The organism is Thermomonas sp. (assembly GCF_046293095.1).
Taxonomy (GTDB): domain Bacteria; phylum Pseudomonadota; class Gammaproteobacteria; order Xanthomonadales; family Xanthomonadaceae; genus Thermomonas.
Map to the genome: position 1 here is coordinate 1 of NZ_JBKBPN010000010.1, position 21,682 is coordinate 21,682.

18 protein-coding genes and 1 tRNA gene are annotated in these 21,682 nt (G+C 69.6%); 5 read left to right on the forward strand and 14 right to left on the reverse strand.

What is annotated here, in order from left to right:
• The first annotated feature begins 340 nt into the window (after positions 1 to 340).
• Positions 341 to 1,312 (forward strand): integron integrase, encoded by a 972-nt coding sequence (locus ACK4SG_RS12805; protein ID WP_409602358.1) that lies wholly within the window; start codon positions 341 to 343, stop codon positions 1,310 to 1,312.
• Here ACK4SG_RS12805 and ACK4SG_RS12810 read toward each other — a convergent pair.
• From ACK4SG_RS12810 to ACK4SG_RS12840, 7 genes are all read right to left on the reverse strand, one after another.
• Positions 1,286 to 1,726: a hypothetical protein gene (locus ACK4SG_RS12810; RefSeq protein ID WP_409602326.1), complete on the reverse strand. Its 441-nt coding sequence runs from the start codon at positions 1,724 to 1,726 to the stop codon at positions 1,286 to 1,288. The two genes, ACK4SG_RS12805 and ACK4SG_RS12810, sit on opposite strands and share 27 nt — an antisense overlap.
• Before the next feature lie 75 nt (positions 1,727 to 1,801).
• On the reverse strand, positions 1,802 to 2,488 hold the full coding sequence (nfi, locus tag ACK4SG_RS12815) for a deoxyribonuclease V (protein ID WP_409602328.1): 687 nt from the start codon (positions 2,486 to 2,488) through the stop codon (positions 1,802 to 1,804).
• Positions 2,485 to 3,021 (reverse strand): histidine phosphatase family protein, encoded by a 537-nt coding sequence (locus ACK4SG_RS12820; RefSeq protein WP_409602330.1) that lies wholly within the window; start codon positions 3,019 to 3,021, stop codon positions 2,485 to 2,487. The genes nfi and ACK4SG_RS12820 overlap by 4 nt, the downstream gene beginning before the upstream one ends.
• A 113-nt stretch (positions 3,022 to 3,134) precedes the next feature.
• The gene (mfd, locus tag ACK4SG_RS12825; protein ID WP_409602332.1) at positions 3,135 to 6,614 is read right to left on the reverse strand and encodes a transcription-repair coupling factor; all 3,480 of its coding nucleotides are present in this window, start codon (positions 6,612 to 6,614) and stop codon (positions 3,135 to 3,137) included.
• A gap of 106 nt (positions 6,615 to 6,720) precedes the next feature.
• On the reverse strand, positions 6,721 to 7,305 hold the full coding sequence (locus ACK4SG_RS12830) for a GNAT family N-acetyltransferase (RefSeq protein WP_409602334.1): 585 nt from the start codon (positions 7,303 to 7,305) through the stop codon (positions 6,721 to 6,723).
• 59 nt (positions 7,306 to 7,364) lie between these two features.
• Positions 7,365 to 8,306, reverse strand: a complete 942-nt coding sequence (locus ACK4SG_RS12835; RefSeq protein WP_409602336.1) for a DUF808 domain-containing protein — start codon at positions 8,304 to 8,306, stop codon at positions 7,365 to 7,367.
• Between the two features lie 59 nt (positions 8,307 to 8,365).
• On the reverse strand, positions 8,366 to 9,223 hold the full coding sequence (locus ACK4SG_RS12840) for a 23S rRNA (adenine(2030)-N(6))-methyltransferase RlmJ (protein WP_409602338.1): 858 nt from the start codon (positions 9,221 to 9,223) through the stop codon (positions 8,366 to 8,368).
• Positions 9,224 to 9,379: 156 nt separating this feature from the next.
• On the opposite strand from ACK4SG_RS12840, the gene ACK4SG_RS12845 reads away from it, so the two are divergent.
• On the forward strand, positions 9,380 to 10,981 hold the full coding sequence (locus ACK4SG_RS12845) for a M20/M25/M40 family metallo-hydrolase (RefSeq protein ID WP_409602340.1): 1,602 nt from the start codon (positions 9,380 to 9,382) through the stop codon (positions 10,979 to 10,981).
• Positions 10,982 to 11,085: 104 nt separating this feature from the next.
• On the opposite strand, the gene ppx is transcribed toward ACK4SG_RS12845, so the two are convergent.
• The 5 genes from ppx to ACK4SG_RS12870 form a co-directional block, all read right to left on the reverse strand.
• On the reverse strand, positions 11,086 to 12,615 hold the full coding sequence (gene ppx / locus ACK4SG_RS12850; RefSeq protein ID WP_409602342.1) for an exopolyphosphatase: 1,530 nt from the start codon (positions 12,613 to 12,615) through the stop codon (positions 11,086 to 11,088).
• A 45-nt stretch (positions 12,616 to 12,660) separates the two neighbouring features.
• Entirely contained in the window at positions 12,661 to 14,739 is a 2,079-nt protein-coding gene (gene ppk1, locus ACK4SG_RS12855; RefSeq protein WP_409602344.1) for a polyphosphate kinase 1, read from the reverse strand.
• Positions 14,736 to 16,067: a phosphate regulon sensor histidine kinase PhoR gene (phoR, locus tag ACK4SG_RS12860; RefSeq protein ID WP_409602346.1), complete on the reverse strand. Its 1,332-nt coding sequence runs from the start codon at positions 16,065 to 16,067 to the stop codon at positions 14,736 to 14,738. The genes ppk1 and phoR overlap by 4 nt, the downstream gene beginning before the upstream one ends.
• A 74-nt stretch (positions 16,068 to 16,141) precedes the next feature.
• Positions 16,142 to 16,843 (reverse strand): phosphate regulon transcriptional regulator PhoB, encoded by a 702-nt coding sequence (phoB, locus tag ACK4SG_RS12865; protein ID WP_409602348.1) that lies wholly within the window; start codon positions 16,841 to 16,843, stop codon positions 16,142 to 16,144.
• 74 nt (positions 16,844 to 16,917) lie between these two features.
• Positions 16,918 to 18,540 carry a M48 family metalloprotease gene (locus tag ACK4SG_RS12870; RefSeq protein ID WP_409602350.1) on the reverse strand — a complete coding sequence of 541 codons (1,623 nt, stop codon included), beginning with the start codon at positions 18,538 to 18,540 and terminating at the stop codon, positions 16,918 to 16,920.
• A 78-nt stretch (positions 18,541 to 18,618) separates the two neighbouring features.
• Between ACK4SG_RS12870 and grxC the strand changes: the two genes are divergently transcribed.
• The 3 genes from grxC (at position 18,619) to ACK4SG_RS12885 (ending at position 20,491) form a co-directional block, all read left to right on the forward strand.
• Positions 18,619 to 18,927, forward strand: a complete 309-nt coding sequence (gene grxC, locus ACK4SG_RS12875; protein ID WP_409602360.1) for a glutaredoxin 3 — start codon at positions 18,619 to 18,621, stop codon at positions 18,925 to 18,927.
• 62 nt (positions 18,928 to 18,989) lie between these two features.
• Complete coding sequence (locus ACK4SG_RS12880; protein ID WP_409602352.1) at positions 18,990 to 19,376, forward strand: carboxymuconolactone decarboxylase family protein; 387 nt, start codon at positions 18,990 to 18,992, stop codon at positions 19,374 to 19,376.
• A 110-nt stretch (positions 19,377 to 19,486) separates the two neighbouring features.
• Positions 19,487 to 20,491, forward strand: coding sequence for an isocitrate dehydrogenase (locus ACK4SG_RS12885; RefSeq protein WP_409602354.1), 1,005 nt, complete (start codon positions 19,487 to 19,489; stop codon positions 20,489 to 20,491).
• A 68-nt stretch (positions 20,492 to 20,559) separates the two neighbouring features.
• On the opposite strand, the gene ACK4SG_RS12890 is transcribed toward ACK4SG_RS12885, so the two are convergent.
• Positions 20,560 to 21,327, reverse strand: coding sequence for a Bax inhibitor-1/YccA family protein (locus ACK4SG_RS12890; protein ID WP_409602356.1), 768 nt, complete (start codon positions 21,325 to 21,327; stop codon positions 20,560 to 20,562).
• A gap of 75 nt (positions 21,328 to 21,402) precedes the next feature.
• Positions 21,403 to 21,487, reverse strand: a tRNA-Leu gene (locus tag ACK4SG_RS12895).
• Positions 21,488 to 21,682: the final 195 nt, after the last annotated feature.

Here is a 21,682-nt window from a genome sequence, read left to right on the forward strand (position 1 = left end):
AGACAACGACCTTGAAGTGTTCTTTCTCAAGGACGGAGAGTGCAGAAGGCTGCACATTTTCATAGTCGATGAGTACGTAATTTGTCCGCATCCAATTTCCTCACAAGCGCTGCTAACACCTAGTAGACCCCATAAGCGGGGCATAAGCAGGATAGTGCGCGCCGGGCAGCCACTGGTCAAGGCGAATTCCTACGGAAATTCAGTAGCTTGTCCTCTGTTCGATCATGGGGCGGGCGCTGAAGCTCGTGGGATGGACTTCACGGGCGGGGGCGTAATGGAGCGACAGGCGGAAAATCGGGGTGTAGCAGCGGCATGCGGTCAGGCACGAAAAGGCGGCCTGATGGAGGAGGTTCGCAGAAAGATCCGTGCAAAACACTACAGCTTGCGCACGGAGCAAGCGTATCTTGGGTGGATTCGGCAATTCATTCTGGCAAACGGTCGCCGGCACCCGCGGACGTTGGGCGGGCCGGAGGTGGAGGCGTTCCTCAGCCGGTTGGCGGTGGAGCGCCACGTGGCAGCCAGCACGCAGAACCAGGCGCTGTCGGCGCTGCTGTTCCTGTATCGCGAGGTGTTGCGCATCGAATTGCCTTGGATGGATTCGGTGGTGCGGGCCAAGCGGCCCCGGCGCTTGCCGACGGTGTTATCGGTGGAGGAGGTGCGCAAGCTGCTGTCGATGATGGAGGGCCGCACCTGGCTGATGGCCAGCCTGCTTTACGGGACGGGAATGCGCCTGATGGAGTGCCTGCGGCTGCGGGTGAAGGACGTGGATTTCGCCCGCGGCGAAATCCTGGTCCGCAACGGCAAGGGCGGCAAGGACCGTCGCACGGTATTGCCGCGGACGCTGGAAGAGCCGTTGCGCCGCGAGATCGCGCGTGCGCGGGTGCTGCATGCGTTGGATCTGGCCGAGGGCTTTGGCGAGACGCCGCTGCCCGATGCGCTGTCGCGCAAGTATCCCGATGCCGGGCGGGAGTTCGGCTGGCAGTTCGTGTTCCCGGCGGATCGGCGGGCGGTCGATCCGCGCGGCGGCGGCGTCCATCGCCATCACGTGGACGATGCGGTGCTGGCGCGGGCGTTGAAGCGCGCGCGGGCTCAGGCCGGCATCGACAAGCTGCTCAGCGCGCACGCCCTGCGCCATTCCTTCGCCACCCACCTGCTGGAGGCGGGCTACGACATCCGCACCATCCAGGAGCTGCTGGGGCACAAGGACGTGGCGACCACGCAGATCTACACCCACGTGCTGAACCGCGGCGGGCGCGGGGTGCGCAGTCCGCTGGACGGCTGGGGCTCAGTCGCCTGCGGGCGTGATGCGTAGCGTGGCCTTCGGGGCGATGCCGCGCTCCAGCGCGTCCAGCGCCACGCGATGCGGGCCGAACGTGACCGCGGTCTGCCGGCCCTGCAGCGGGCTGGTGTGCAGCGCGGCATCCTGCGCGCGGCCGCCGGCCGCCTGCCAGCGCACCTGGATCTCGGCGTCGCCGGCCCAGACGCACTGCACGTCGGGCGGGCAGCGCGAGTCGTTGACCAGGCGCAGGTAGGTCAGCTGGCTGCCGTCAGCCAGTGTGGCGCGGGCGCCGACGTCCAGGGTCACGGTTTGCGGGGCGGACGGCGGTGAAGCGGGCATGCCGGAGTCCTCGATGGCGGGGCGGTCAGGGGTTGCGCGGGTGCCGGGGGTGGCGCCCGCGCAGGCAGTCAGCAGGGCAAGGGCAAGCAGGGGGGTGAAACGCGCCATCACGGCCTCCAATCCAATCGTCTGCCGCCGGTATACCACTTCGCCTGTGAGCGGGCGTGCGGAGCGCGGTGGCAGTCAGTCGGCGCTGCGCGGGTGGTCGCGGCGCGAGGCCAGCCGGTCGGCCAGGCGGGTGGGCTCGGGCAGGCGGTAGGTGGTGGTGAAGCGCATCACCAGCTCCGGCGCGGAAGCCAGCGCCACGCGGTGGCCGGGCGACACCACCAGCGGCAGGCAGCCGGGTTTGCTGCGCAGCAGCCAGCCGATCTGCGTGGTGCCGTCGCGCAGCGGGGTGAACGCGCCGCGCATCGCGTGCAGGGCCATGCGCGTCTCGCCCACCAGCACCTGCTTGCCCACGCCGATACTGGGCAGGCCCGTGGCCACGCCGAAATGCGCGGCAATGCCCAGCCGCCGCGGGTGGGCGATGCCGTGGCCGTCGATCAAGGCCAGGTCCGGCGCCTGTGGCAGTTGCGCCAGCGCCGCCAGCAGGGCCGGCAGTTCGCGGAAGCTCAGCAGGCCGGGCACGTAGGGCATGCGGGTGGGCAGGCGCGCCACCTGACGGTCCAGCACCGCCAGCGTGTCGGCGTCCAGCAGCACCGCGGCGGCGCGGGTGGTGGCGCCGCCGTCCTCGAAGCCCACGTCAAAGCCGGCTACCGTCCGCAGCGGCTTGGCGAAGGCGTCGCGCAGCACCACCTGCTGCGCCAGCGTCTGTTGCAGGGCGCGCAGCGGCGCGGTGTCGCCGGTCCAGTCGGGCAGCGCGTCGCTCATGGCGTGGCCGAGGGCGCGCCGTAGCGCTGCACGTCCAGCTGGGCACGGCCGTTGGCGTCGAACGTGATGATGCTCAGGCGGTCGTATTCGGTATCGGCCATCGGCGCAGCGGTGCAGGCGCACAGCGCGGCGACGAGGGCCGGCACGGTATTGCTGTGCCCGGCCACCAGCACCGTGCCGCGCGGATGGTCGGCGCGCAGCAGGGCGGCAACCTCGCCTGCGGGTTGGCTGGCACCGTAGGGCGTGATGGCCACGCGTTGCGCGACCGCGGTCGGGCCCACCGTCTGCCCGGTACGCTGGAACGCGGTGGCGTAGATCGCGGCCAGGGGCACGCCGTCCAGTCGCGCGGCCAGCGCCTGCGCGCGCGTGCGGCCAGCGGCGCTCAGCTCGGCGTCGCGGCTGTTGTCCACTTTCTCGGCGTGGCGGACCACGATCACCGTCGCCACCACCGGCGCGGCGCCGCCTGGACGCGTGGCGCAGCCGGCCAGCAGGGCGGTGGACAGGACAAGGAGGACGCGGTGCAGGCGGCGCATGCCGCCCATCATAGGGAAAGAGCGGGGGCGGGGCCCGCTGGCCAGTGGCGACGACACGCCTCGGCCAGCGCCGGCGGCATCGTGATATCCCACTCCGCGTGCCCCGGTTCTTCTCATCCCGGCCGCAGCGCCGCCAGCAGGCCACGCGCGGCCTGGAAGCGGGTGGCGGCGTCCGGCAGCGGCAACGTGATGCGCAGCTTGTCCGGGCCGTCCATGCGGTAGTGCTTGGGTTGGCCCTGGATCAGCCGGATCACCGCCATCGGGTCCACCTGCGGTTTTTCCACGAACTGGATCCGCCCACCGGCTTCGCCCAGATCCAGCTTGCGGATGCCCAGCGCGGTGGCGTCCAGCTTCAGCTCGGCGGTGGCGAACAGGTGCTTGGCCGGGTCCGGCAGCAGGCCGAACCGGTCGATCATCTCCACCTGCAGCTCGCGCAGCGCATCGCTGTCGCGGGCGGCGCTGATGCGCTTGTACAGGGTCAGGCGGGTGTGCGGGTCGGGCAGGTAGTCGTCGGGGATCAGCGCCGGCACGTGCAGGTCCACGTCGGCGCCGTGGCGGTCCACGTCGTCCACATCCGGCAGCTTGCCCTGCTTGATGCTGCGCACCGCGCGCTCCAGCAGCTCGGTGTAGAGGCTGAAGCCCACCTCCGCCATCTGCCCGCTCTGGTCCTCGCCCAGCAGCTCGCCGGCGCCGCGGATCTCCAGGTCGTGGGTGGCCAGGGTGAAGCCGGCGCCCAGCTCGTCCATCGAGCTGATCGCGTCCAGCCGCTTGCGGGCATCCTCGGTGATGCTGCGGCGGTCGGGGATCAGCAGGTAGGCGTAGGCGCGGTGGTGGCTGCGGCCCACGCGGCCACGCAGCTGGTGCAGCTGGGCCAGGCCGAACTTGTCGGCGCGGTGGATGACGATGGTGTTGGCGTTGGGGATGTCGATGCCGGATTCGATGATGGTGGTGGACAGCAGCACGTTGAAGCGCTGCTTGTGGAAGTCCAGCATCACCCGTTCCAGCTCGCGTTCCGGCATCTGTCCGTGGGCGATGCCGATGCGCGCATCCGGCACCAGTGCCTGCAGCGTCTCCTGCATGCGGCCGATGCTCTCCACGTCGTTATGCAGGAAGTACACCTGGCCGCCGCGCGCCAGCTCGCGCTGGAACGCCTCGCGCAGCAGCGCCTCGTCCCAGGCGTGCACGAAGGTCTGCACCGCCAGCCGGTTGGCCGGCGGGGTGGCGATGATGGACAGATCGCGCAGGCCGCTCATCGCCATGTTCAGCGTGCGCGGGATCGGCGTGGCGGTCAGCGTCAGCAGGTGCACGTTGGCGCGCAGCTTCTTCAGCGCCTCTTTCTGGCGCACGCCGAAGCGCTGCTCCTCGTCCACGATCACCAGGCCCAGGTCGGCGAACTTCACGTCCGGCTGCAGCAGGCGGTGGGTGCCCACGATCACATCCAGCTTGCCTTCGGCCAGCTTGCCCAGCTCCGCCTCGATCTCCTTCTTCGACTTGAAGCGCGACAGCACCTCCACCCGCAGCGGCCAGTCGGCGAAGCGGTCGCGGAAGTTGCGGTAGTGCTGCTCGGCCAGCAGCGTGGTGGGCACCAGCACCGCCACCTGCTTGCCGGCGCTGGCGGTGGCAAACGCGGCGCGCACCGCCACCTCGGTCTTGCCGAAGCCGACGTCGCCGCAGACCACGCGGTCCATCGGCAGGCTGGATTGCAGGTCGCGCAGCACGGCTTCGATGGCGGCCAGCTGGTCCGGGGTTTCCTCGAACGGGAAGCTGGCGGCAAAGGGTTCGTACATCGCGCGGTCGATCTGGATCGCCAGCCCCTGTCGCGCCTGCCGCTTGGCTTGGATCTCCAGCAGTTCGGCGGCCACGTCGCGGACTTTCTCCGCTGCCTTCTTTTTCGCCTTCGTCCACTGCTCGCCGCCCAGGTTGTGCAGCGGCGCGGTGTCGGGGTTGGCGCCGGAGTAGCGGCTGATGCGGTCCAGCTGCGCCACCGGCACATACAGGCGGTCGCCCTTGGCGTATTCGATGTCCAGGAACTCGCCGGGCATGCCGCCCACGTCCATCGCCACCAGCCCGCGGTAGCGGCCCACGCCGTGGTCTTCATGGACGATCGGCGCGCCCAGGGTCAGCTCGCCGAGGTCGCGGATGATCGCTTCCGGCTCGCGTCCGGCCCGCTTGCGGCGGCGCGGCTGGGCGGCGCGTTCCGGGAACAGCTGGCGTTCGGTCAGGACGCACAGCGTCGGGTCATCGAGCGCAAAGCCGTCGTCGAACGGTGCCACTGCGATGCCGAACCGCGCGTTGCCGCCGGCGAACGCGGGCCAGCCGTCCAGCACTGCCGGTGTGAGTGTCGCCGCCTGCAGCACTTCCAGCAGCGCCTCGCGCCGGCCCGGCGAATCCGCGGCCACCAGTACGCGGCCCGGATAGTGCGCCAGAAAGTCGCGCAGGGCCTGCCCTGCGGGCTGCTCCTTCGCCGCCACCGGCAGCGCCGGGGCCGGCTGTACCGGCAGCACGTGCGCCTCGCCGTGGCGCGGATGCGCATCGCCGCAGACTTCGATGCGCGCGCTGCGGTTCAGCCGCTCGCGCAGCGCGTCGGGCGGCAGCCACAGCGCGTCCGGTGGCAGCAGCGGCCGTTCGATGTCGTGGCGCAGTTGCTCGTAGCGCTGCCCCACCTGGGTCCACGCCTGCTCGGCGGCGTCCAGCGCGCCGTCGCAGAGCAGTGGCAGGGTGGCGTCGGACAGGTAGTCGAACAGTGTCTCGGTGCTGGCGTCGCCGTCGCGCGCCTCGAAGAACAGCGGCAGGTAGTACTCGATGCCGGCCGGGGCCAACCCCGCCTTCAGGTCCTGCACCAGCGCGCTGCGCCGGGTATCGATGTCGAAGCGTTCGCGCAGCGCGTCCAGCGCCTGCTGCACGTGCGCCGCGTCCATCGGCACCTCGCGGCCGGGCAGCAGCTCGATGGCGGCGATGCGCTCCAGCGAGCGCTGCGATTCCGGGTCGAAGGCGCGGATGCTGTCGATCTCGTCGTCCAGCAGTTCCACCCGGAACGGTGCCTCCGCGCCCATCGGGTACACGTCCAGCAGGCCGCCGCGCACGGCGAAATCACCGGGGTCGAACACCTGCGGCACGTTGCGGTAGCCGGCCGATTCCAGCCGGCGCTTCTCGGCGTCCAGGTCCAGCCGCTGGCCGGTGCGCACGCTGAAGCGGTTGCCCAGCACGTGGCTGCGTGGCGCCAGCCGCTGCATCAGGGTTGCGGCCGGAATCACCACCACGCCGCGGGTGAGCGTGGGCAGGCGCGCCAGCGTGGCCAGACGCTGGCTGACGATGTCCGGGTGCGGGCTGAAGCGGTCGTAGGGCAGGGTTTCCCAGTCCGGGAAGCCCAGCACCGGCAGCGCCGGGTCGTTGCCCGCCAGCGTGCGCAGGTCGGCTTCCAGCTGGTGCGCGGCGTGGTTGTCGCGCGCCACCAGCAGCAGCGGGCCGTCGTGCTGGTGCGCCGCGGCCAGCGCGGCGATGGCCAGCGCGGTGCCGCTGCCGGGTGCGCGCCACCAGGCGCGGGACTGGCCGGCGCGCGGCAGGGGGACGCGGGGGAAAAGCGGTTCGGTCATGGGGGAAAACACGCCCGCGCCGGACGCAGTGCGCCAGCGCGTTGAGAGGAGGGAGTTGTCCTGCGGATTCTACCGGCCCGGCAGGACGGGGTCGTCGTGGGCAGCCTCAGGCACCGGCGGCCAGCGGTGGGGACGGCGGCAGTTTGGGCTTGGGGGGCGGCAGGTCCAGCACCATCCGCACCAGCCCCGTTTCGGGGGTAGGCTCGCGGCGGAACCCCAGCGAGGCCGCCAACGCCTGCATCGGCAGGTTGCTCTCCAGCACGTCGCCGTAGATGCGCTGCACCTTGCGGCCCTTCGCCCAGCGCACCAGCCGGCGCATCAGGTGGCGGCCCAGGCCCATGCCGTTGACGTAGTGGCTGACCAGGATGGCGAACTCCGCGTCCTTGCCGTTGGCATCGAGGGAGATGCGCGCCACGGCGCCCACCAGCGCTTCGCCGGGGGGCAGCGGTTCGGCCGCCACCAGGGCGAAGTTCCGGCGCGGGTCCGGCCGGGTCAGCTGTTCGGCCTGCTGCGCGCTGAGCTCCTTCATGGGGTGCAGGAAGCGCTGCCGGATCTCGTCCGGCTCCAGCAGGGTGAACGCCGCCTGCATCGGGCCGGCATCCTCCGGCCGGATCGGGCGGATCAGGATGTCGCGCCCGTTGGCGAGGCGGACATGTTCGTGCCAGGGAGGCATGCGGTTGCGGCGGGCCATGGCGGCATCATCGCGTGAGGGGTGTTAAAAAAATGAACGGCGCGTGTCTGAACGGTGGCTCAGTCGCCGGCCGGGGCACGCGGGCCGCGCAGGCGGGCCAGCAGGGTCACCGCGGAGAGCACGACGGCGCCCGCCACCACGCCGAAGGCGGCGTTGGCCAGCGCGCTCCACAGCCAGCCGGGTGGTACCGCCGCCAGGCCCTGCAGCGCATGGTGCAGCGGGCCGATGCCATGCACCAGGATGCCGCCGCCGACCAGGAACATCGCCGCGGTCCCCGCCACCGACAATGTCTTCAACAGGCGCGGGGCAAAGGCCACGATGCCGCGGCCCAGTGCGGCGCGCCCGCGGCTGGCGCCGGGCCGGGCCAGATACAGGCCGATGTCGTCCAGTTTCACGATGGCACCCACCAGGCCGTACACGCCCAGCGTGATGCTTAGCGCCACTGCCACCAGCACGCCCAGCTGCACCGGCAGCGGCTTCGCCGCCACCGTTCCAAGGGCGATGACGATGATCTCGGCGGAGAGGATGAAGTCGGTGCGGATCGCGCCGCGGATCTTGTCGCGCTCGAACGCCACAAGATCCACCGAGGCATCGGCCAGCGCATGCACCAGCGCGTCGTGGTGCTGCGCGTCTTCGCGTTTGTGCAGGAACCTGTGGGCCAGCTTCTCCACGCCTTCGTAGCAGAGGTAGGCGCCGCCCAGCATCAGCAGCGGTTGGATCAGCGGCACCCGCAGCCCGCGCGCGGCCAGCAGGCTTTCCAGCCCGACGATCCCCAGTGCCGCCGGCATCAGGATCGCTTTGTTCACCAGCGAACCCTTGGCCACCGCCCACACCACCGGCAGCTCGCGCTCGGCGCGGATGCCGGTGACCTGCTGCGCGTTGAGGGCCAGGTCGTCGCCCAGCACGCCCGCGGTCTTGCCGCTGGCCACCTTGGTCATGGCGGCGATGTCGTCCAGCAGGCTGGCGATGTCGTCGAAGAGGGCGAAGAAGCTGGAAGCCATGGATGGGTCCGCGAAGGAGAGGGGCGAAAGTCTCGCATGCCGGCCAGTGGCCGGGCGGCTCAGGCGGGTGCGCGCAGCCACTCCACCCGCGCGCTGGCGCCGGGCTCGCCCAACGCGCGGCGCAGCGCCTCCAGCGTGGGCCGCATCGCGGCGTCGAATTGCCACGGCGCATTGAGGATCAGCATGCCGCTGCCGTTCATCCGCAGCGGTGAGTCGTCCGGCCGCACCAGCAGCTCCAGCAGCAGCGCGGACTTGGCCGGCAGCTTGGCGGCGGCGCGCCGGAACGGGTGCAGCGCGCGGCCCTGCTTGATCGGGTACCAGAGCGCGAAGATGGCCTGCGGCCAGCGCGCCAGGCCATCCTTCATTGCTGCCAGCGCGATGTCGAACTCGCCCAGCTGCGCTTCGAAGGGTGGATCGATCAGCACCAGCCCGCGCCCGAACTTCGTCGCCCCGTGCTTGGGCGGCAGCAGCGCCTTGATCGCGGCGTAGCCGTCGCGGGCGTGCGCCGCCATGCGCACTTCGTCGGCGAAATGGCCGCGCAGCACGTGGGCTTCCTCGGGATGCAGTTCGCAGACGGCGATCCGGTCCTGTTCGCGCAGCGCGTGCGCCAGCAGCCATGGCGAGCCGGGATAGGCCTGCGCGCCGTGCTGGGCCCTGCAGGCGCGCACCGCCGCCAGGTAGCGCTGCACGGCAGGGTCGCGCGGGGCTTCGGCCTGCAGGCGGGCGATGCCGTCCTGCGCTTCGCCGGTTTTCGAGGCCGCCTCGCCGTCCAGCTTGTACAGGCCACGCCCGGCGTGGGTGTCCAGCGCGAAGCAGGGCGAGGGCTTGGCGGTCAGGGCGTCGCACAGCGCCAGCAGCACGACATGCTTGAGCACGTCCGCGTGGTTGCCGGCGTGGAAGGCGTGGCGGTAGTTCATGTGCACATTGTCGCGGAATGGATTGCTTTCCGCAGAGGTGGGCTTTGGTCGTTGCGCTGGCCCGCGAGGGCAAGGCACAGGGGTGACCAACGGCCCGGGTGCCACTGCCGCCGGGCTGGCTAAACTGCTTCTTTGCCGCAATCGATGGGGAACGAGATGATGCGATGGGGAATGGCCACCGCCTTGCTGGTGGTGGGGTTATCGGGCGCGCAGGGCGCCTACGCGCAGGAAAAAGTGGATCTGGACATGACCGCCCGGATCCGCCAGGAGGCTTTCCAGCGTTCGCAGGTGATGGACACGCTGAACCACCTGACCGACGTGATCGGCCCGCGCCTGACCAACTCGCCGGCGATGGCGCAGGCCAACCAGTGGACCCGTTCCAAGTTCAGCGAGTGGGGCCTGGCCAACGTGCACGACGAAGCGGTGGCCGACATCGGCCGCGGCTGGGCGTTCACCGATGCCAGCATGGAGATGCTGGCCCCGCGCGCGATGCCGCTGCATGCGCTGCCCAAGGCGTGGACGCCGGGCACCAACGGCGCGGTGGAAGGCGAGGCGGTCTTCGCCAAGATCGAATCCAAGGCCGACCTGGAGAAGTGGAAGGGCAAGCTGAAGGGCAAGATCGTCTTCACCGACGACCTGCGCCCGTACAAGCCGAACGAGAAGTCCGACTTCAGCCGCCACGACCACGACAGCCTGGAAGAACTGCTGTCCTACCCGCTGCCGGAGGAGCGCAACACGGACCCGGCGATGATGGCGCGCTACCGCGCCCGCATGGAGCTGGCGCCGCTGCTCAACCAGTTCCTGATCGACGAGGGCGTGGTCGCCACCGTCTCCATCAGCAGCTGGAACGATGGCATCGTGCGCGTCATGGGCGGCGGTTCGCGCAAGGCCGGCGAGTCGGTCGGCGTGCCGGCGCTGGTGATGATGGCCGAGCACTACAACACCGTGATGCGCGCGCTGGAGCGCAAGGAGCCGGTGAAGCTGCGCCTCAACGTGGACGCGCGCTTCCTCGACGACGCCAACCAGCCGGGCTACAACACCATCGCCGAGATCCCCGGCACCGGCCCGCAGAAGGACGAGGTGGTGATGCTGGGCGCGCACATGGACTCCTGGCATACCGGTTCGGGTGCCAACGACAACGGCGCTGGCGTGGCGGTGATGATGGAGGCCATGCGCATCCTGAAGGCGGTTGGCGCCAAGCCCAATCGCACCATCCGGGTGGCGCTGTGGACCGGCGAGGAGCAGGGCCTGATCGGCTCGCAGGACTACGTGGGCAAGCACTTCGGCAAGTTCGAGGAGCCCAAGGACCCGGCCGAGCGCGCGCTGCCGGCGTTCTTCCGCCAGAGCAAGGGCAAGCTGATCCGCACCGCAGACCACGGAAAGATCTCCGCCTACTTCAACCTCGACAACGGCAGCGGCAGGATCCGCGGCATCTATGCCCAGGAAAACCTCGCCGTGGCCCCGATCTTCGAGGAGTGGCTGAAGCCGTGGCATGACGTGGGCGCCACCATCGTCACCCAGCGCAACACCGGCAGCACCGACCACGTCAGCTTCGACGCCGTGGGCATCCCGGGCTTCCAGTTCGTGCAGGACCAGCTGGATTACTTCAGCCACGTCCACCACACCCACCTGGACGTGCAGGATCACGCGGTGGCGGCCGACCTGAAGCAGGCCTCCGCCATCGTCGCCTCGTTCGTCTACAACGCCGCCATGCGCCCGGCCAGGTTGCCGCGCAAGCCGTTCGTGGAAGGCAAGTAAGCGGGGGCGCGTCCGGTCCGCGCGATGGAGGAAGGGCCGGCGCAAGCCGGCCCTTCTACGTTCCGGGCGATGGGTTGCCGGGCTGTGCGCTGCTGCGCGCCGCCTCAGTCGATGGCCAGCTTCAGCTGGATGCCCAGCCCCAGCATGTCCTCGGGCTCGGCCTCAAGGTCGGCGCGCAGCAGCGGGCGGCCGTGCAGCCAGCGCTTGTCGATGCGCAATACCAGCCGGTCGTCGTCGGCCTGCAGGCGCAGGCCTGGCGGCACCTCGTTGCCGCGCGAGCGGTGCAGCAGCACCGCCAGCCGCAGCAGGGCGGCGCTGCGGCGCGCGTTCGACAGCATCCGGTCGGGGATCATCTCGAATGCCGACTTCGGCACGCTGCGCCGATGGGTGCGCACCAGCGCGGCGAGGAAGCGCTGGCCCTGCTGCGAGAAGCCGGCGATGTCCGAATTTTGCAACACGTAGGCGCCATGGGTGTGGTAGCCACTGTGCGCGATGGCCAGGCCCAGTTCGTGCAGGCGGGCGGCGCGGGCCAGCATGGCGCGGTCGTCGCTGGTCAGGCGCCAGTTGCGCGCCACCTGGTCGAACAGGCGCAGCGCGGTGGCTTCCACGCGTGCGGCCTGGTCGGCATCCACGCCATAGCGCTGCATCATCGCTGCTACCGAGGCTTCGCGCGGGTCATCGGCGCCGCCACGGCCCAGCAGGTCGTAGAGCACGCCTTCGCGCAGCGCGGCCTTGCTGACCTGCAGGCGCTCCAATCCCAGCGTCGCGAACACGGCTTCCAGCACCAGCACGCCGCCGGCGATCACCGGCCGGCGGTCGTCGGACAGGCCGGGCAGGTCGATGGCCTCGATCCGGCCCGCCTGCAGCAGGCGCTCGCGCACCTGCGCCAGCGCGTCGCGGGTGATCGCGCCCTTGGTCAGCTTCATGGCGGCGCAGATGTTGCTGATCGCCTTGTGGGTACCGGAGGTGCCGATGGCCTCATCCCAACCCAGGCTGCGATAAGGGGCGGCAAACTGCTGGAATTGCGCTGCCACCTCGGTCAGCGCTGCGTTCCAACGCTTGCGGCCCAGCTTGCCGCCCTCGAAGAAACGGCGCGTGCTGGCCACGCAGCCAACCTGGATGCTCTCGCGTTCCAGCGGCGAGAACCCGCGCCCGATGATGCATTCGGTGGAGCCGCCCCCGATATCGATCACCAGCCGCTGTTGGCCGGGTTCGGGTGGCTGCTCGTGGGCCACGCCCAGATACACCAGGCGCGCTTCCTCGCGGCCGGAGATCACATCGATGGCGTGCCCCAGCGCCGCCTCGGCCGGGGCAAGGAACGTCTCCGGTGCGCGCAGCTGGCGCACGGTGTGGGTGGCCACCGTGCGCACCTGCCGCGGCGGGATGCCGGCAATGCGCTGGCCGAAGCGAGACAGGCAGGCCAGTGCGCGCTCGCGCACCTCGGGCGCCAGTCCGCCCAGCGCGTTCAGGCCTTCGGCCAGACGTACGGTTTCCCGCAGGCGATCCACCACCCGCAGTTGGCCCAGCACCCGCTGCGCCACCACGATGTGGAAGCTGTTGGAACCAAGATCGACCGCTGCCACCAGGTCGCCGTCCCGCAGCGGGGCGGAGGTGCGGGCGGGAAGCGAGCTCATGCGATGCGATGGCAGTGACGGTGCATGCCCGGCATTATCACCTGCTCATGCGTCAAGCGCCTCCAGCAAGGCCTGCTGCGCCGAAAATGGCGCTTCACCCGGCGCCGGCACGCAGCGCTCGTAGTGGCCGTCCGGACGCAGCTGCCAGGCGTTCTGGTTGTCCGCCAGGTAGTACAGCAGGCCTTCGCGATGGACGCGCGCGGCAATGGCCGGATCGAGGATCGGGAACGCGGTTTCCACCCGGCGCAGCAGGTTGCGCTCCAGCCAGTCGGCCGAGGAGCAGAACAGGTCGGGCTGGCCGTCGTTGCCGAACCACCACACGCGGTGGTGCTCCAGGAAGCGGCCCACCATCGAGCGCACGCGGATGTTGTCGGATACGCCGGGGATGCCGGGCCGCAGCGCGCAGCTGCCGCGCACGATCAGGTCGATCTCCACGCCGGCACGCGATGCTTCATAGAGCGCGCGCACTACGCCGGGTTCATTGAGTGCATTCATCTTGGCCACGATCCGGCCCGGCCGGCCGGCTTGGGCATGCGCGGTCTCGCGGGCGATGCGGTCCAGCACGCCCTGGTGCAGGGTGAACGGTGACTGCAACAGCCGCGCCAGGGTCAATGGCGCGGCCAGGCCCGACAGCTGCTGGAAGATCAGGTGCACGTCGTTGCCGATTTCCGGGTGGGCGGTCATCAGCCCGAAGTCGGTGTAGGCCCGCGCGGTGCCGTTGTGGTAATTGCCGGTGCCCAGGTGCACATAGCGGCGCAGGCCGCCGCCTTCGCGGCGCACGATCAGCAGCATCTTGGCGTGGGTCTTGTAGCCCACCACGCCGTACACCACCTGCACGCCGGCATCCTGCAGGCGGTCGGCCAGGCGCAGGTTGGCCTCCTCGTCGAAGCGTGCGCGCAGCTCCACCACCACGGTCACGTCCTTGCCGTTGCGTGCGGCCTGGATCAGGTGTTCGACGATGGGTGAGTCCTTGCCGGTGCGGTACAGCGTCTGCTTGATCGCCAGCACGTCCGGGTCCTCGGCGGCCTGGCGGATCAGTTCCAGCACCGGGGTGAACGCGTCGTAGGGGTGGTGCAGCAGCAGGTCACCCTGGCGAATGGCGTCGAACATCGCGTCCATCTCGCGCGGCAGGCGCGGCTGGAACGGGCGGAACTTCAGGTCCGGCCGCTGCACCATGTCGTAGACCTGCACCACCCGGTTGAGATTGACCGGGCCGTTGATCTTGTAGACCGCGCTTTCCGACAGGTCGAAGTTGGCCAGCAGGGTGTCCACCACCGCCTGCGGGCAGCGCTCGTCGATCTCCAGCCGCACCGCGCGCAGATAGCCGCGGCCCAGCAGTTCATCGCGCAGGGCCAGCGCCAGGTTGTCCATGTCGTCTTCGTCGACGATCAGCTCCGAGTTGCGGGTCACCCGGAACTGGTAGGCGCCGTTGACCTTCATTCCCGGGAACAGCTCGTGCACGAACGCCGACAGCACCGTGCTCAGGAACACGAAGTCGTGCAGGGCATCGCCATCGCCGTCGCCGTCAGGCAGGCGGATGATCCGCGGCAGCGAGCGCGGCGCGCGCACCACCGCCAGCGAGCCTTCGCGGCCAAAGGCATCGCGGCCCTCCAGCAGCACCACCACGTTGAGTGACTTGTTGAGGATTCTCGGGAACGGGTGCGCCGGGTCCAATCCCAGCGGCGAGAGCACGGGCATGATTTCGTTGCGGAAGTACTCGCGCAGCCAATCGGTCTGTTCCGGCGTCCATTGTTCGCGCTGCAGCAGGCGGATGCCTTCCTTCGCCAGTGCCGGCCGGAGCTCCTCGTAGAAGCAGCGGTATTGCGCATCCACCAGCGCGGCGGCGCGTTCGTGGATGCGTTCCAGCAGCACCGCCGGCGCCAGACCGTCCACGCCAGCCGGCAGGTTGAGTTCTACCGCGTGGCGCACCGCGCCGCCGCGGATCTCGAAGAACTCGTCGAGGTTCGTGCAGGAAATGCACAGGTAGCGCAGGCGCTCCAGCAGGGGGACCGAAGGGTCCTGCGCCTGCGCCAGCACCCGGAAGTTGAAGTCCAGCTGGGACAACTCGCGGTTGGTATACAGGGCGGGATCGTGGAGCGAACGGATGGCGTGGTCGTGGGTCATGGCGGAACCGGAAGGGGGGCGTCGAGGCCGCGGTCGAGCACGCGTTCGGCGCCGAAGTGGCAGGAGAAGGTGCTGCCCGTGCCGACGTCGCTGGTGATCTGCAGCTGCGCACCGTGCAGGCCCAGCACGTGCTTGACGATGGCCAGGCCCAGGCCGGTGCCGCCCGTCTCGCGCGAGCGGCTGGTGGAGACGCGGTAGAAGCGTTCGGTCAGGCGCGGCAGGTGCGCGGCGGGGATGCCGTAGCCGGTGTCGCGCACCGACAGCACGGCGCCGCCGTCGGCCGTGCGCGCGAAGCGCAAGCTGATCTGGCCGCCGTCCGGGGTGTAGCGCACCGCATTGCTGACCAGATTGCCGAATGCGCTGTGCAGTTCCTTGCCCGCACCGCGCAGGTCCACCTGCGCATCGTCCTCGACTTGGATGCGGTGGCGGCCGCCGCTCAGCGCCTCGGCCTCGCGGCGCAGGCTGGCCAGCAGCGGTGCCATCGCCACCTGCTCTTCGGGCAGCTGGTCGCGTGCTTCCAGCCGGGACAGGGTCAGCAGATCCTCCACCAGCCGGGCCATGCGCTGCGACTGCCGGCGCATTTCCGCCAGCAGCGTCGACCATTCCGGGTTGTCGTCCGCGTCCAGCATCTCCAGATAGCCGTGGATGACCGTCAGCGGCGTGCGCAGTTCATGCGAGACGTTGGCAACGAAATCGCGGCGCATATGTTCCAGCCGCAGCAGCTTGCTGACGTCGCGCGCCAGCAGCAGCCACAGCTCATCCGAATAGGGCAGCAAGCGCAGGCTCAGGCGCATGCCGGGGTCGGCCGGCGAGGCCACGTCCTCCATCGGCTCGGCGTTGCGGCCGGCGGCCAGCCACTGCGCCATCGGCAGCGGCTGCAGCGCATCGGCCACCGGCGCGCCGTGGTGGCGCGGGTAGCGCAGGCCCAGCAGCGGCGTGGCGGCTTCGTTGAACCAGAGCACGCGCTGGCTGTTGCGCTCCACCAGCACCACCGCGTCGGGCAGGGCGGCCGCCACCGCGCGGTAGGCGCGCAGCATCGCCAGCAGGCGGCGCTTGCGCGCACGCATCTCGGACTGGCCGCGGAACAGCAGGGCGTCCAGTTCGTTCCAGGCGCCGCTGCCGCCGGCTGGCTCCAGCCGCTGGCGTGCGGCCAGCCGCTGCAGGACGCGGTGCAGGCGCCAGTAGTGCCAGCCCACCACCGCCAGCGCGGCAAGGGCCAGGCCCGGCCACGGCTTCCCCAGCACCAGCCCCAAGCCAAGGCCTGCGACAAGCACCAGCGCAAGCTTGGCAAGGGTGCGGAACCAGGCGGTGTGGAACGTCGGGAGCATGGGGCCAGTCTAGTGGGGTTGCCGCCATCGGGGGCGGGCGCCCTGCGCGCGGCCGGCGCGGCCCCACGCCGGGCTCAGGTGGCGGTGGAGAAACGATAGCCGGCGCCGCGCACCGTCTGCACCATCGCATCCAGCCCATGCGGCTCCAGCGTCTTGCGCAAGCGCCGGATGTGGACGTCCACGGTGCGCTCCTCCACGTACACGCTGCCGCCCCAGACGTGGTCCAGCAGCTGGGTGCGGGTGTACACGCGCTCGGCGTGGGTCATGAAGAAATGCAGCAGGCGGTATTCGGTGGGGCCCATCTGGATCGGGTGGGCGGTGCCGTCCACGTCCGCGAACACGCGATGGGCGGCGCCGTCGATGCGCAGCGCGCCGACCTGCACGCTGCCGTCGTCGTCGTCCTCGCGCGAACGCCGCAGCACCGCGCGGATGCGCGCCAGCAGCTCGCGCGCGGAGAACGGCTTGACCACGTAGTCGTCGACGCCGGCTTCAAGCCCGCCGACGCGGTCGTTTTCCTCGCCGCGGGCGGTCAGCATGATGATCGGGATGTCGCGGGTCAGCGTTTCGCGGCGCCAGCGCCGGGCCAGCTCCAGGCCGCTGGTGCCGGGCAGCATCCAGTCCAGCAGAATCAGGTCGGGTACGCGTTCGGCGATGCGCTCCTGCGCTTCGCGCGCGTCCGCTGCCAGCAGCGGCGCATAATCGCCCTTGCGCAGGGCGTAGGCCAGCATGTCGCGGATCGCGGGCTCGTCTTCGACGATCAGGATGTGCTTTTGCATGGCGTCCGATGATCGCGCCGTGGAAGGGGCGCTGGATCATTACACGACGGTTGGGTGACAGTTTCGTGACCGTGTCACGGGCCGCCGCGCAGCCGCATCCCCAGGCGTCCGCCGCTCACTTCTTCGTCGCGCACCCCCTGCCGGCGCAGCTCCAGCACCGCCGGGGTGATGGCGGCGATGCGCGCGTCGATGCGGGCCCGGGCGTAGTAGTCCAGATCATCGCGCCGCTTCAGGTTGTTCAGCTGGACCAGCGCCTGTTCCGGGCGCCCGGCCAGATAGGCCGCCTCGGCCCAGGCCTCGCCAGCGCGCACCGGGTCGCCGGCGATCTCGTTGGCGCGGGCGTAGGCCTGCTGGAAAGGCAGGTCGTCGCCGCGCCTGCCCAACAGCGGCCGCAGCACCGCCACCGCCCGGACACCGGCTGCGCGGGTATTGCGTTCGCCCAGCAGGCGGGCATAGCTCAATGCCAGCGCGCGATGGGTGGGCATTCGCGCCAGCAGCGCATCGAAGCGCTGGTCGGCCTCCGCCGTACGGCCGCTGTGCGCCTCGGCCTCGCCCAGTGCAATCTGGATCCACAGGTCGTTCGGCCGCGTCTGCGCCAGCTGGGCCAGCAGCGCCAGTGCCTGTGCGTTTTGCCCGGCCAGCTGGTAGGCAAAAGCCAACCCGTAGCGGCGGGCCTCATCCAATGGCTGCTTGGCCTGCATCTGCTGGTATTCGCGAATCGCCAGTGCCGGGGTGGTGGCGCTGAGCACGCGCAGGCGCTCACGCGCGAGGGCGAAGTCCCCGGTGCCATCCGGGCCCTGGCGGCCGGAGGCGCCAGGGCCGATGCGCAGGCCCGGGGGCAGCAGGGGGTTGCTGGTCGGGCCGGGGGAGGCTGTGCCGCCCAGCGCCGGCTCCAGTTTGGCGGCGCGTTCGCGCGCTTCGCTGATACGGGCCAGCGTCAGCGGGTGGGTCTGCAGGTAGCCGGGCACCGCGCCGCGCTCGTCGCCCTGGTTCATCCGCACCACCGATTGCAGGGTCTGGAAGAAATCCGCCATTGCCTCCGGGTCGTAGCCGGCGCGCGCCAGTGTGCGGATGCCGATCCGGTCCGCTTCGGCCTCGTTGTCGCGGGTGTAGTTGATCTGGCGCTGCTGCAGCACGCCCAGGCCGGTCATCAGCGCGGCCGAGGTGGCATCCCCGCTGGAATTGCCACCGGCCTGCTGGGCGGCGACGATCGCCCCCAGCGTCGCCAGCAGGATCGGCAGGCTCTCGCGCTGGGCCTTCTCGGCGCCGCGCAGCACGTGCTGCTGGGTGACGTGGGAGATTTCGTGGGCCAGCACGCCGGCCACCTCGTCCTCGCGCTCCGCCGCCAGCACCAGGCCGGCGTTGACTCCCACGTAGCCGCCAAGGGTGGCGAAGGCGTTGATCTGGCGGTCACGCAGAAGGAAGAAGGTGAACGCCTGCTGCGGTCGATCACTGGCCCCGGCCAGGCGTTGGCCGACCTCGTCCAGCCAGCCGTCCAGCAGCGGGTCGTCCACCACGTAGCCGGCATGACGCAGCTGGGCCAGCACCATCGCTCCGTATTCGGCCTGCTTGGCCGGTGACAGGACGGTGCCGGCCGAGGAGCCGATGTCGGGCAGGTTGCGGTTCTGGGCGCTGGCAGCCCCCGCCACAGTGGCCAGGGCGGCGAGGAGAACGACGATCGGCAGAGGGCGGTTCATGCGTGCAGGATGCAGTGTTGTCGGCAAGTGGGGGTGAATGCGGCTTGAGCGGATGGGAAAATCCCCGCTTGGCCGCATATTCGACCAGAATCCCGCCTTCCGGTTCAGGAGACCACCGTGAGCGATCCTGCTTCCCCCACCATCACCATCTACAGCACCGCCGTCTGCCCCTACTGCGTGATGGCCAAGAACTTTCTCAAGAGCAAGGGCCAGGCCTGGACCGAGATCCGCATCGACACCGACCCGGCCGAGCGCGAGAAGATGGTGGCACGCACCGGGCGCACCAGCGTGCCGCAGATCTTCATCGGCGACGTCCACGTGGGCGGCTACGACGACATGATGGCGCTGCACCGCGCCGGCAAGCTCGACCCGCTGCTGGCGGGCTGATCGATACCGCCGCCCGCCCGACGGGGCATGCGGCTCCGTGATTTCCTGAAGGATATGACCTGATGAGCGATGCAGAAGACCGGGTGAAGCAGTTCACCGAATTCCGCCAGCGGATGAACAAGCGCATCTTGGACGAACCCAACCAGGTGGTGCGGCGGTTCTTCGCGCTGGACACCCAGACCTACCAGGCCGGCGCGCTGGACGTGAAGACCAAGGAGCTGATGGGCCTGACGGCCTCGATGGTGCTGCGCTGCGACGATTGCATCAGTTATCACGTGGCGCAATGCCTGGAAGCCGGTGTGACCCGCGAGGAGATGTTCGAGGCGTTCTCGGTCGGGCTGGTGGTGGGCGGCTCCATCGTCATTCCGCATCTGCGTCGCGCGGTGGATTTCCTGGACCGCTTGGAGCAGGGCGAGGCCGCCGCGCCGTCCACCCACGACCACGGTTGAATGCCCGCCGGCATACGCCGGCGGATGGCATCTGCCATAATGATGGGCTGTGCATCCCCCCTCGCCGCCACGCTGCCCAGCGTGGCGGTGGCCTGTCTGGAAACTGGAAAATGACAACGATCACGGTCATCCGCGGCGACGGCATCGGCCCGGAAATCATGGACGCCACCCTGCACGTGCTGGACGCGATGCAGCTGGGGCTGGCCTACGAGTTCGCGGACGCAGGCATGGTCGCGCTGGAGAAGCACGGCGACCTGCTGCCCGAAGCGACCATGGACTCGATCCGCCGCAATCGGATCGCCCTCAAGTCCCCGCTGACCACGCCGGTCGGCGGCGGGTTCTCCTCGATCAACGTCGAGCTGCGCAAGCGCTTCGACCTGTACGCCAACGTGCGCCCGGCGCGCAGCTTCCCCAACACCAAGACCCGCTTCAACGGCCAGGTCGACCTGATCACGGTCCGCGAGAACACCGAGGGTGCCTACATCGGTGAGGGCCAGAGCGTGTCCGAGGACGGCGAGACCGCGGTGCTGACCCAGAAGGTGACCCGCAAGGGTTCCGAGCGCATCGTCCGCTACGCCTTCGATCTGGCCCGCAAGACCGGCCGCAGGAAGGTCACAGTGGTGCATAAAGCCAACATCCTGAAGTCCACCTCGGGGTTGTTCCTCAAGACTGCGCGCGAAGTGGCAGCGCAGTATCCGGACATCGAGTGCAACGAGATGATCGTGGACAACACCTGCATGCAGCTGGTGATGAAGCCGGAGCAGTTCGACATCATCGTCACCACCAACCTGTTCGGCGACATCATCTCCGACCTGTGCGCCGGCCTGGTCGGCGGCCTGGGCCTTGCCCCGGGCGCCAACATCGGCGCCGACGCGGCGATCTTCGAGGCCGTGCATGGCTCGGCGCCGGACATCGCCGGCCAGGGCATCGCCAATCCGTGCGCGCTGCTGCTGGGCGCGGCGCAGATGCTGGATCACCTCGGCAAGCCGGACCAGGCCAACCGCCTGCGCGATGCCATCGTGGCGACGCTGGAAGCCAAGGATTCGCTGACCCCGGACTTGGGCGGCAACGGCAACACGATGTCTTTTGCCAAGGCCATCGCCAGCCGCCTCTGATCGAAGCAGACTGCGAATGAAAAAGGGCGCCGCAAGGCGCCCTTTTCCGTTGCTGGGCCGGTGGCCCGTCAGTTGCGCGATTGCAGCTTCGACAGCAGGCGCAGCAGCTCCAGGTACAGCCACACCAGCGTCACCAGCAGGCCGAACGCGGCGTACCACTCCATGTACTTCGGCGCGCCCTGTTCCACGCCCTGTTCGATGAAGTCGAAGTCCAGCACCAGGTTCAGCGCGGCGATGACCACGACGAAGCCGGAGAAAGCGATGCCCAGCAGGCTGCTGTCGTGGATGAAGCTCATGCCCTTGAAGCCGAACAGGCTCAATCCGATCTGGACGAGGTAGAGCAGGGCAATGCCGCCAGTGGCCGCCACCACGCCCAGTTTGAAGTTTTCGGTGGCCTTGACCAGGCCGCTGCGATAGGCGAGGAGCAGCGCCGCCAGCGTGCCGAAGGTCAGGCCCACGGCCTGCATCACGATGCCGGGGAAACGCAGTTCGAACATCGCCGACACCGCGCCGAGGAACAGGCCTTCCAGCACCGCGTAGGCCGGTGCGGTGAACGGCGACCATTCCTTTTTGAAGATCGTGACCAGCGCAACCACGAAGCCGCCGATCGCGCCGCCCCAGACGTAGGGCATCACCGCGCCCGGGTTGCCAGCGGCCATCGCCGCGGAAAATTGCGCCCAGGTGAACATCGCGCCGGCAAGCGACAGCACCAGCAGGATCGCGGTTTTGTTCACCGCGCCATTGAGCGTCATCGCACCGGCGTCGCCCTGCACAAGCCTGCCGCTGCCGAGGTCGAGGAAGGTGTCGTCTTTCAGTGCGGGATTGCCGCTGCGCATGAGGTCATCCTCCTAGGAGCCGGCGGCTGCCGGGATGCGCCGAGGATAGCTTCCTGCGACCGGCGTGGCCACAGTTGGTGCGAAAGGCGGGACTCGAACCCGCACGCCTTGCGGCACTGGAACCTAAATCCAGGGCGTCTACCAATTCCGCCACTTTCGCGTTCGCACATTGTAGCGGTGGTGACCTGTCCGGCGCGGACAGACGGGGCATGTCGTCACTTATGTTCCATGCAAAAAACGCCCGGCTTGTGGCCGGGCGTTTCGGGGTTTGGTGGGCCGTCAAGGGTGAGCGGGGCTTTCGCGCAGCGTAGCGGCGCGCCCGCGAGCGCCCGGTGCGCTGCACCGCACCGGGCCG

What these genes read in the sequence shown, in the direction of transcription:
- ACK4SG_RS12885 (WP_409602354.1), top strand. Translation starts at nt 19,487, where the DNA reads ATGACAACGATCACGGTCATCCGCGGCGACGGCATCGGCCCGGAAATC.
- ACK4SG_RS12880 (WP_409602352.1), top strand. Translation starts at nt 18,990, where the DNA reads ATGAGCGATGCAGAAGACCGGGTGAAGCAGTTCACCGAATTCCGCCAG.
- ACK4SG_RS12820 (WP_409602330.1), bottom strand. Translation starts at nt 3,021, where the DNA reads ATGCGCCGCCTGCACCGCGTCCTCCTTGTCCTGTCCACCGCCCTGCTG.
- ACK4SG_RS12890 (WP_409602356.1), bottom strand. Translation starts at nt 21,327, where the DNA reads ATGCGCAGCGGCAATCCCGCACTGAAAGACGACACCTTCCTCGACCTC.
- nfi (WP_409602328.1), bottom strand. Translation starts at nt 2,488, where the DNA reads ATGAGCGACGCGCTGCCCGACTGGACCGGCGACACCGCGCCGCTGCGC.
- ACK4SG_RS12830 (WP_409602334.1), bottom strand. Translation starts at nt 7,305, where the DNA reads ATGGCCCGCCGCAACCGCATGCCTCCCTGGCACGAACATGTCCGCCTC.
- ACK4SG_RS12870 (WP_409602350.1), bottom strand. Translation starts at nt 18,540, where the DNA reads ATGAACCGCCCTCTGCCGATCGTCGTTCTCCTCGCCGCCCTGGCCACT.
- ppk1 (WP_409602344.1), bottom strand. Translation starts at nt 14,739, where the DNA reads ATGACCCACGACCACGCCATCCGTTCGCTCCACGATCCCGCCCTGTAT.
- mfd (WP_409602332.1), bottom strand. Translation starts at nt 6,614, where the DNA reads ATGACCGAACCGCTTTTCCCCCGCGTCCCCCTGCCGCGCGCCGGCCAG.
- ACK4SG_RS12840 (WP_409602338.1), bottom strand. Translation starts at nt 9,223, where the DNA reads ATGAACTACCGCCACGCCTTCCACGCCGGCAACCACGCGGACGTGCTC.
- phoR (WP_409602346.1), bottom strand. Translation starts at nt 16,067, where the DNA reads ATGCTCCCGACGTTCCACACCGCCTGGTTCCGCACCCTTGCCAAGCTT.
- ACK4SG_RS12810 (WP_409602326.1), bottom strand. Translation starts at nt 1,726, where the DNA reads ATGGCGCGTTTCACCCCCCTGCTTGCCCTTGCCCTGCTGACTGCCTGC.
- phoB (WP_409602348.1), bottom strand. Translation starts at nt 16,843, where the DNA reads ATGCAAAAGCACATCCTGATCGTCGAAGACGAGCCCGCGATCCGCGAC.
- ppx (WP_409602342.1), bottom strand. Translation starts at nt 12,615, where the DNA reads ATGAGCTCGCTTCCCGCCCGCACCTCCGCCCCGCTGCGGGACGGCGAC.
- ACK4SG_RS12845 (WP_409602340.1), top strand. Translation starts at nt 9,380, where the DNA reads ATGATGCGATGGGGAATGGCCACCGCCTTGCTGGTGGTGGGGTTATCG.
- ACK4SG_RS12805 (WP_409602358.1), top strand. Translation starts at nt 341, where the DNA reads ATGGAGGAGGTTCGCAGAAAGATCCGTGCAAAACACTACAGCTTGCGC.
- ACK4SG_RS12835 (WP_409602336.1), bottom strand. Translation starts at nt 8,306, where the DNA reads ATGGCTTCCAGCTTCTTCGCCCTCTTCGACGACATCGCCAGCCTGCTG.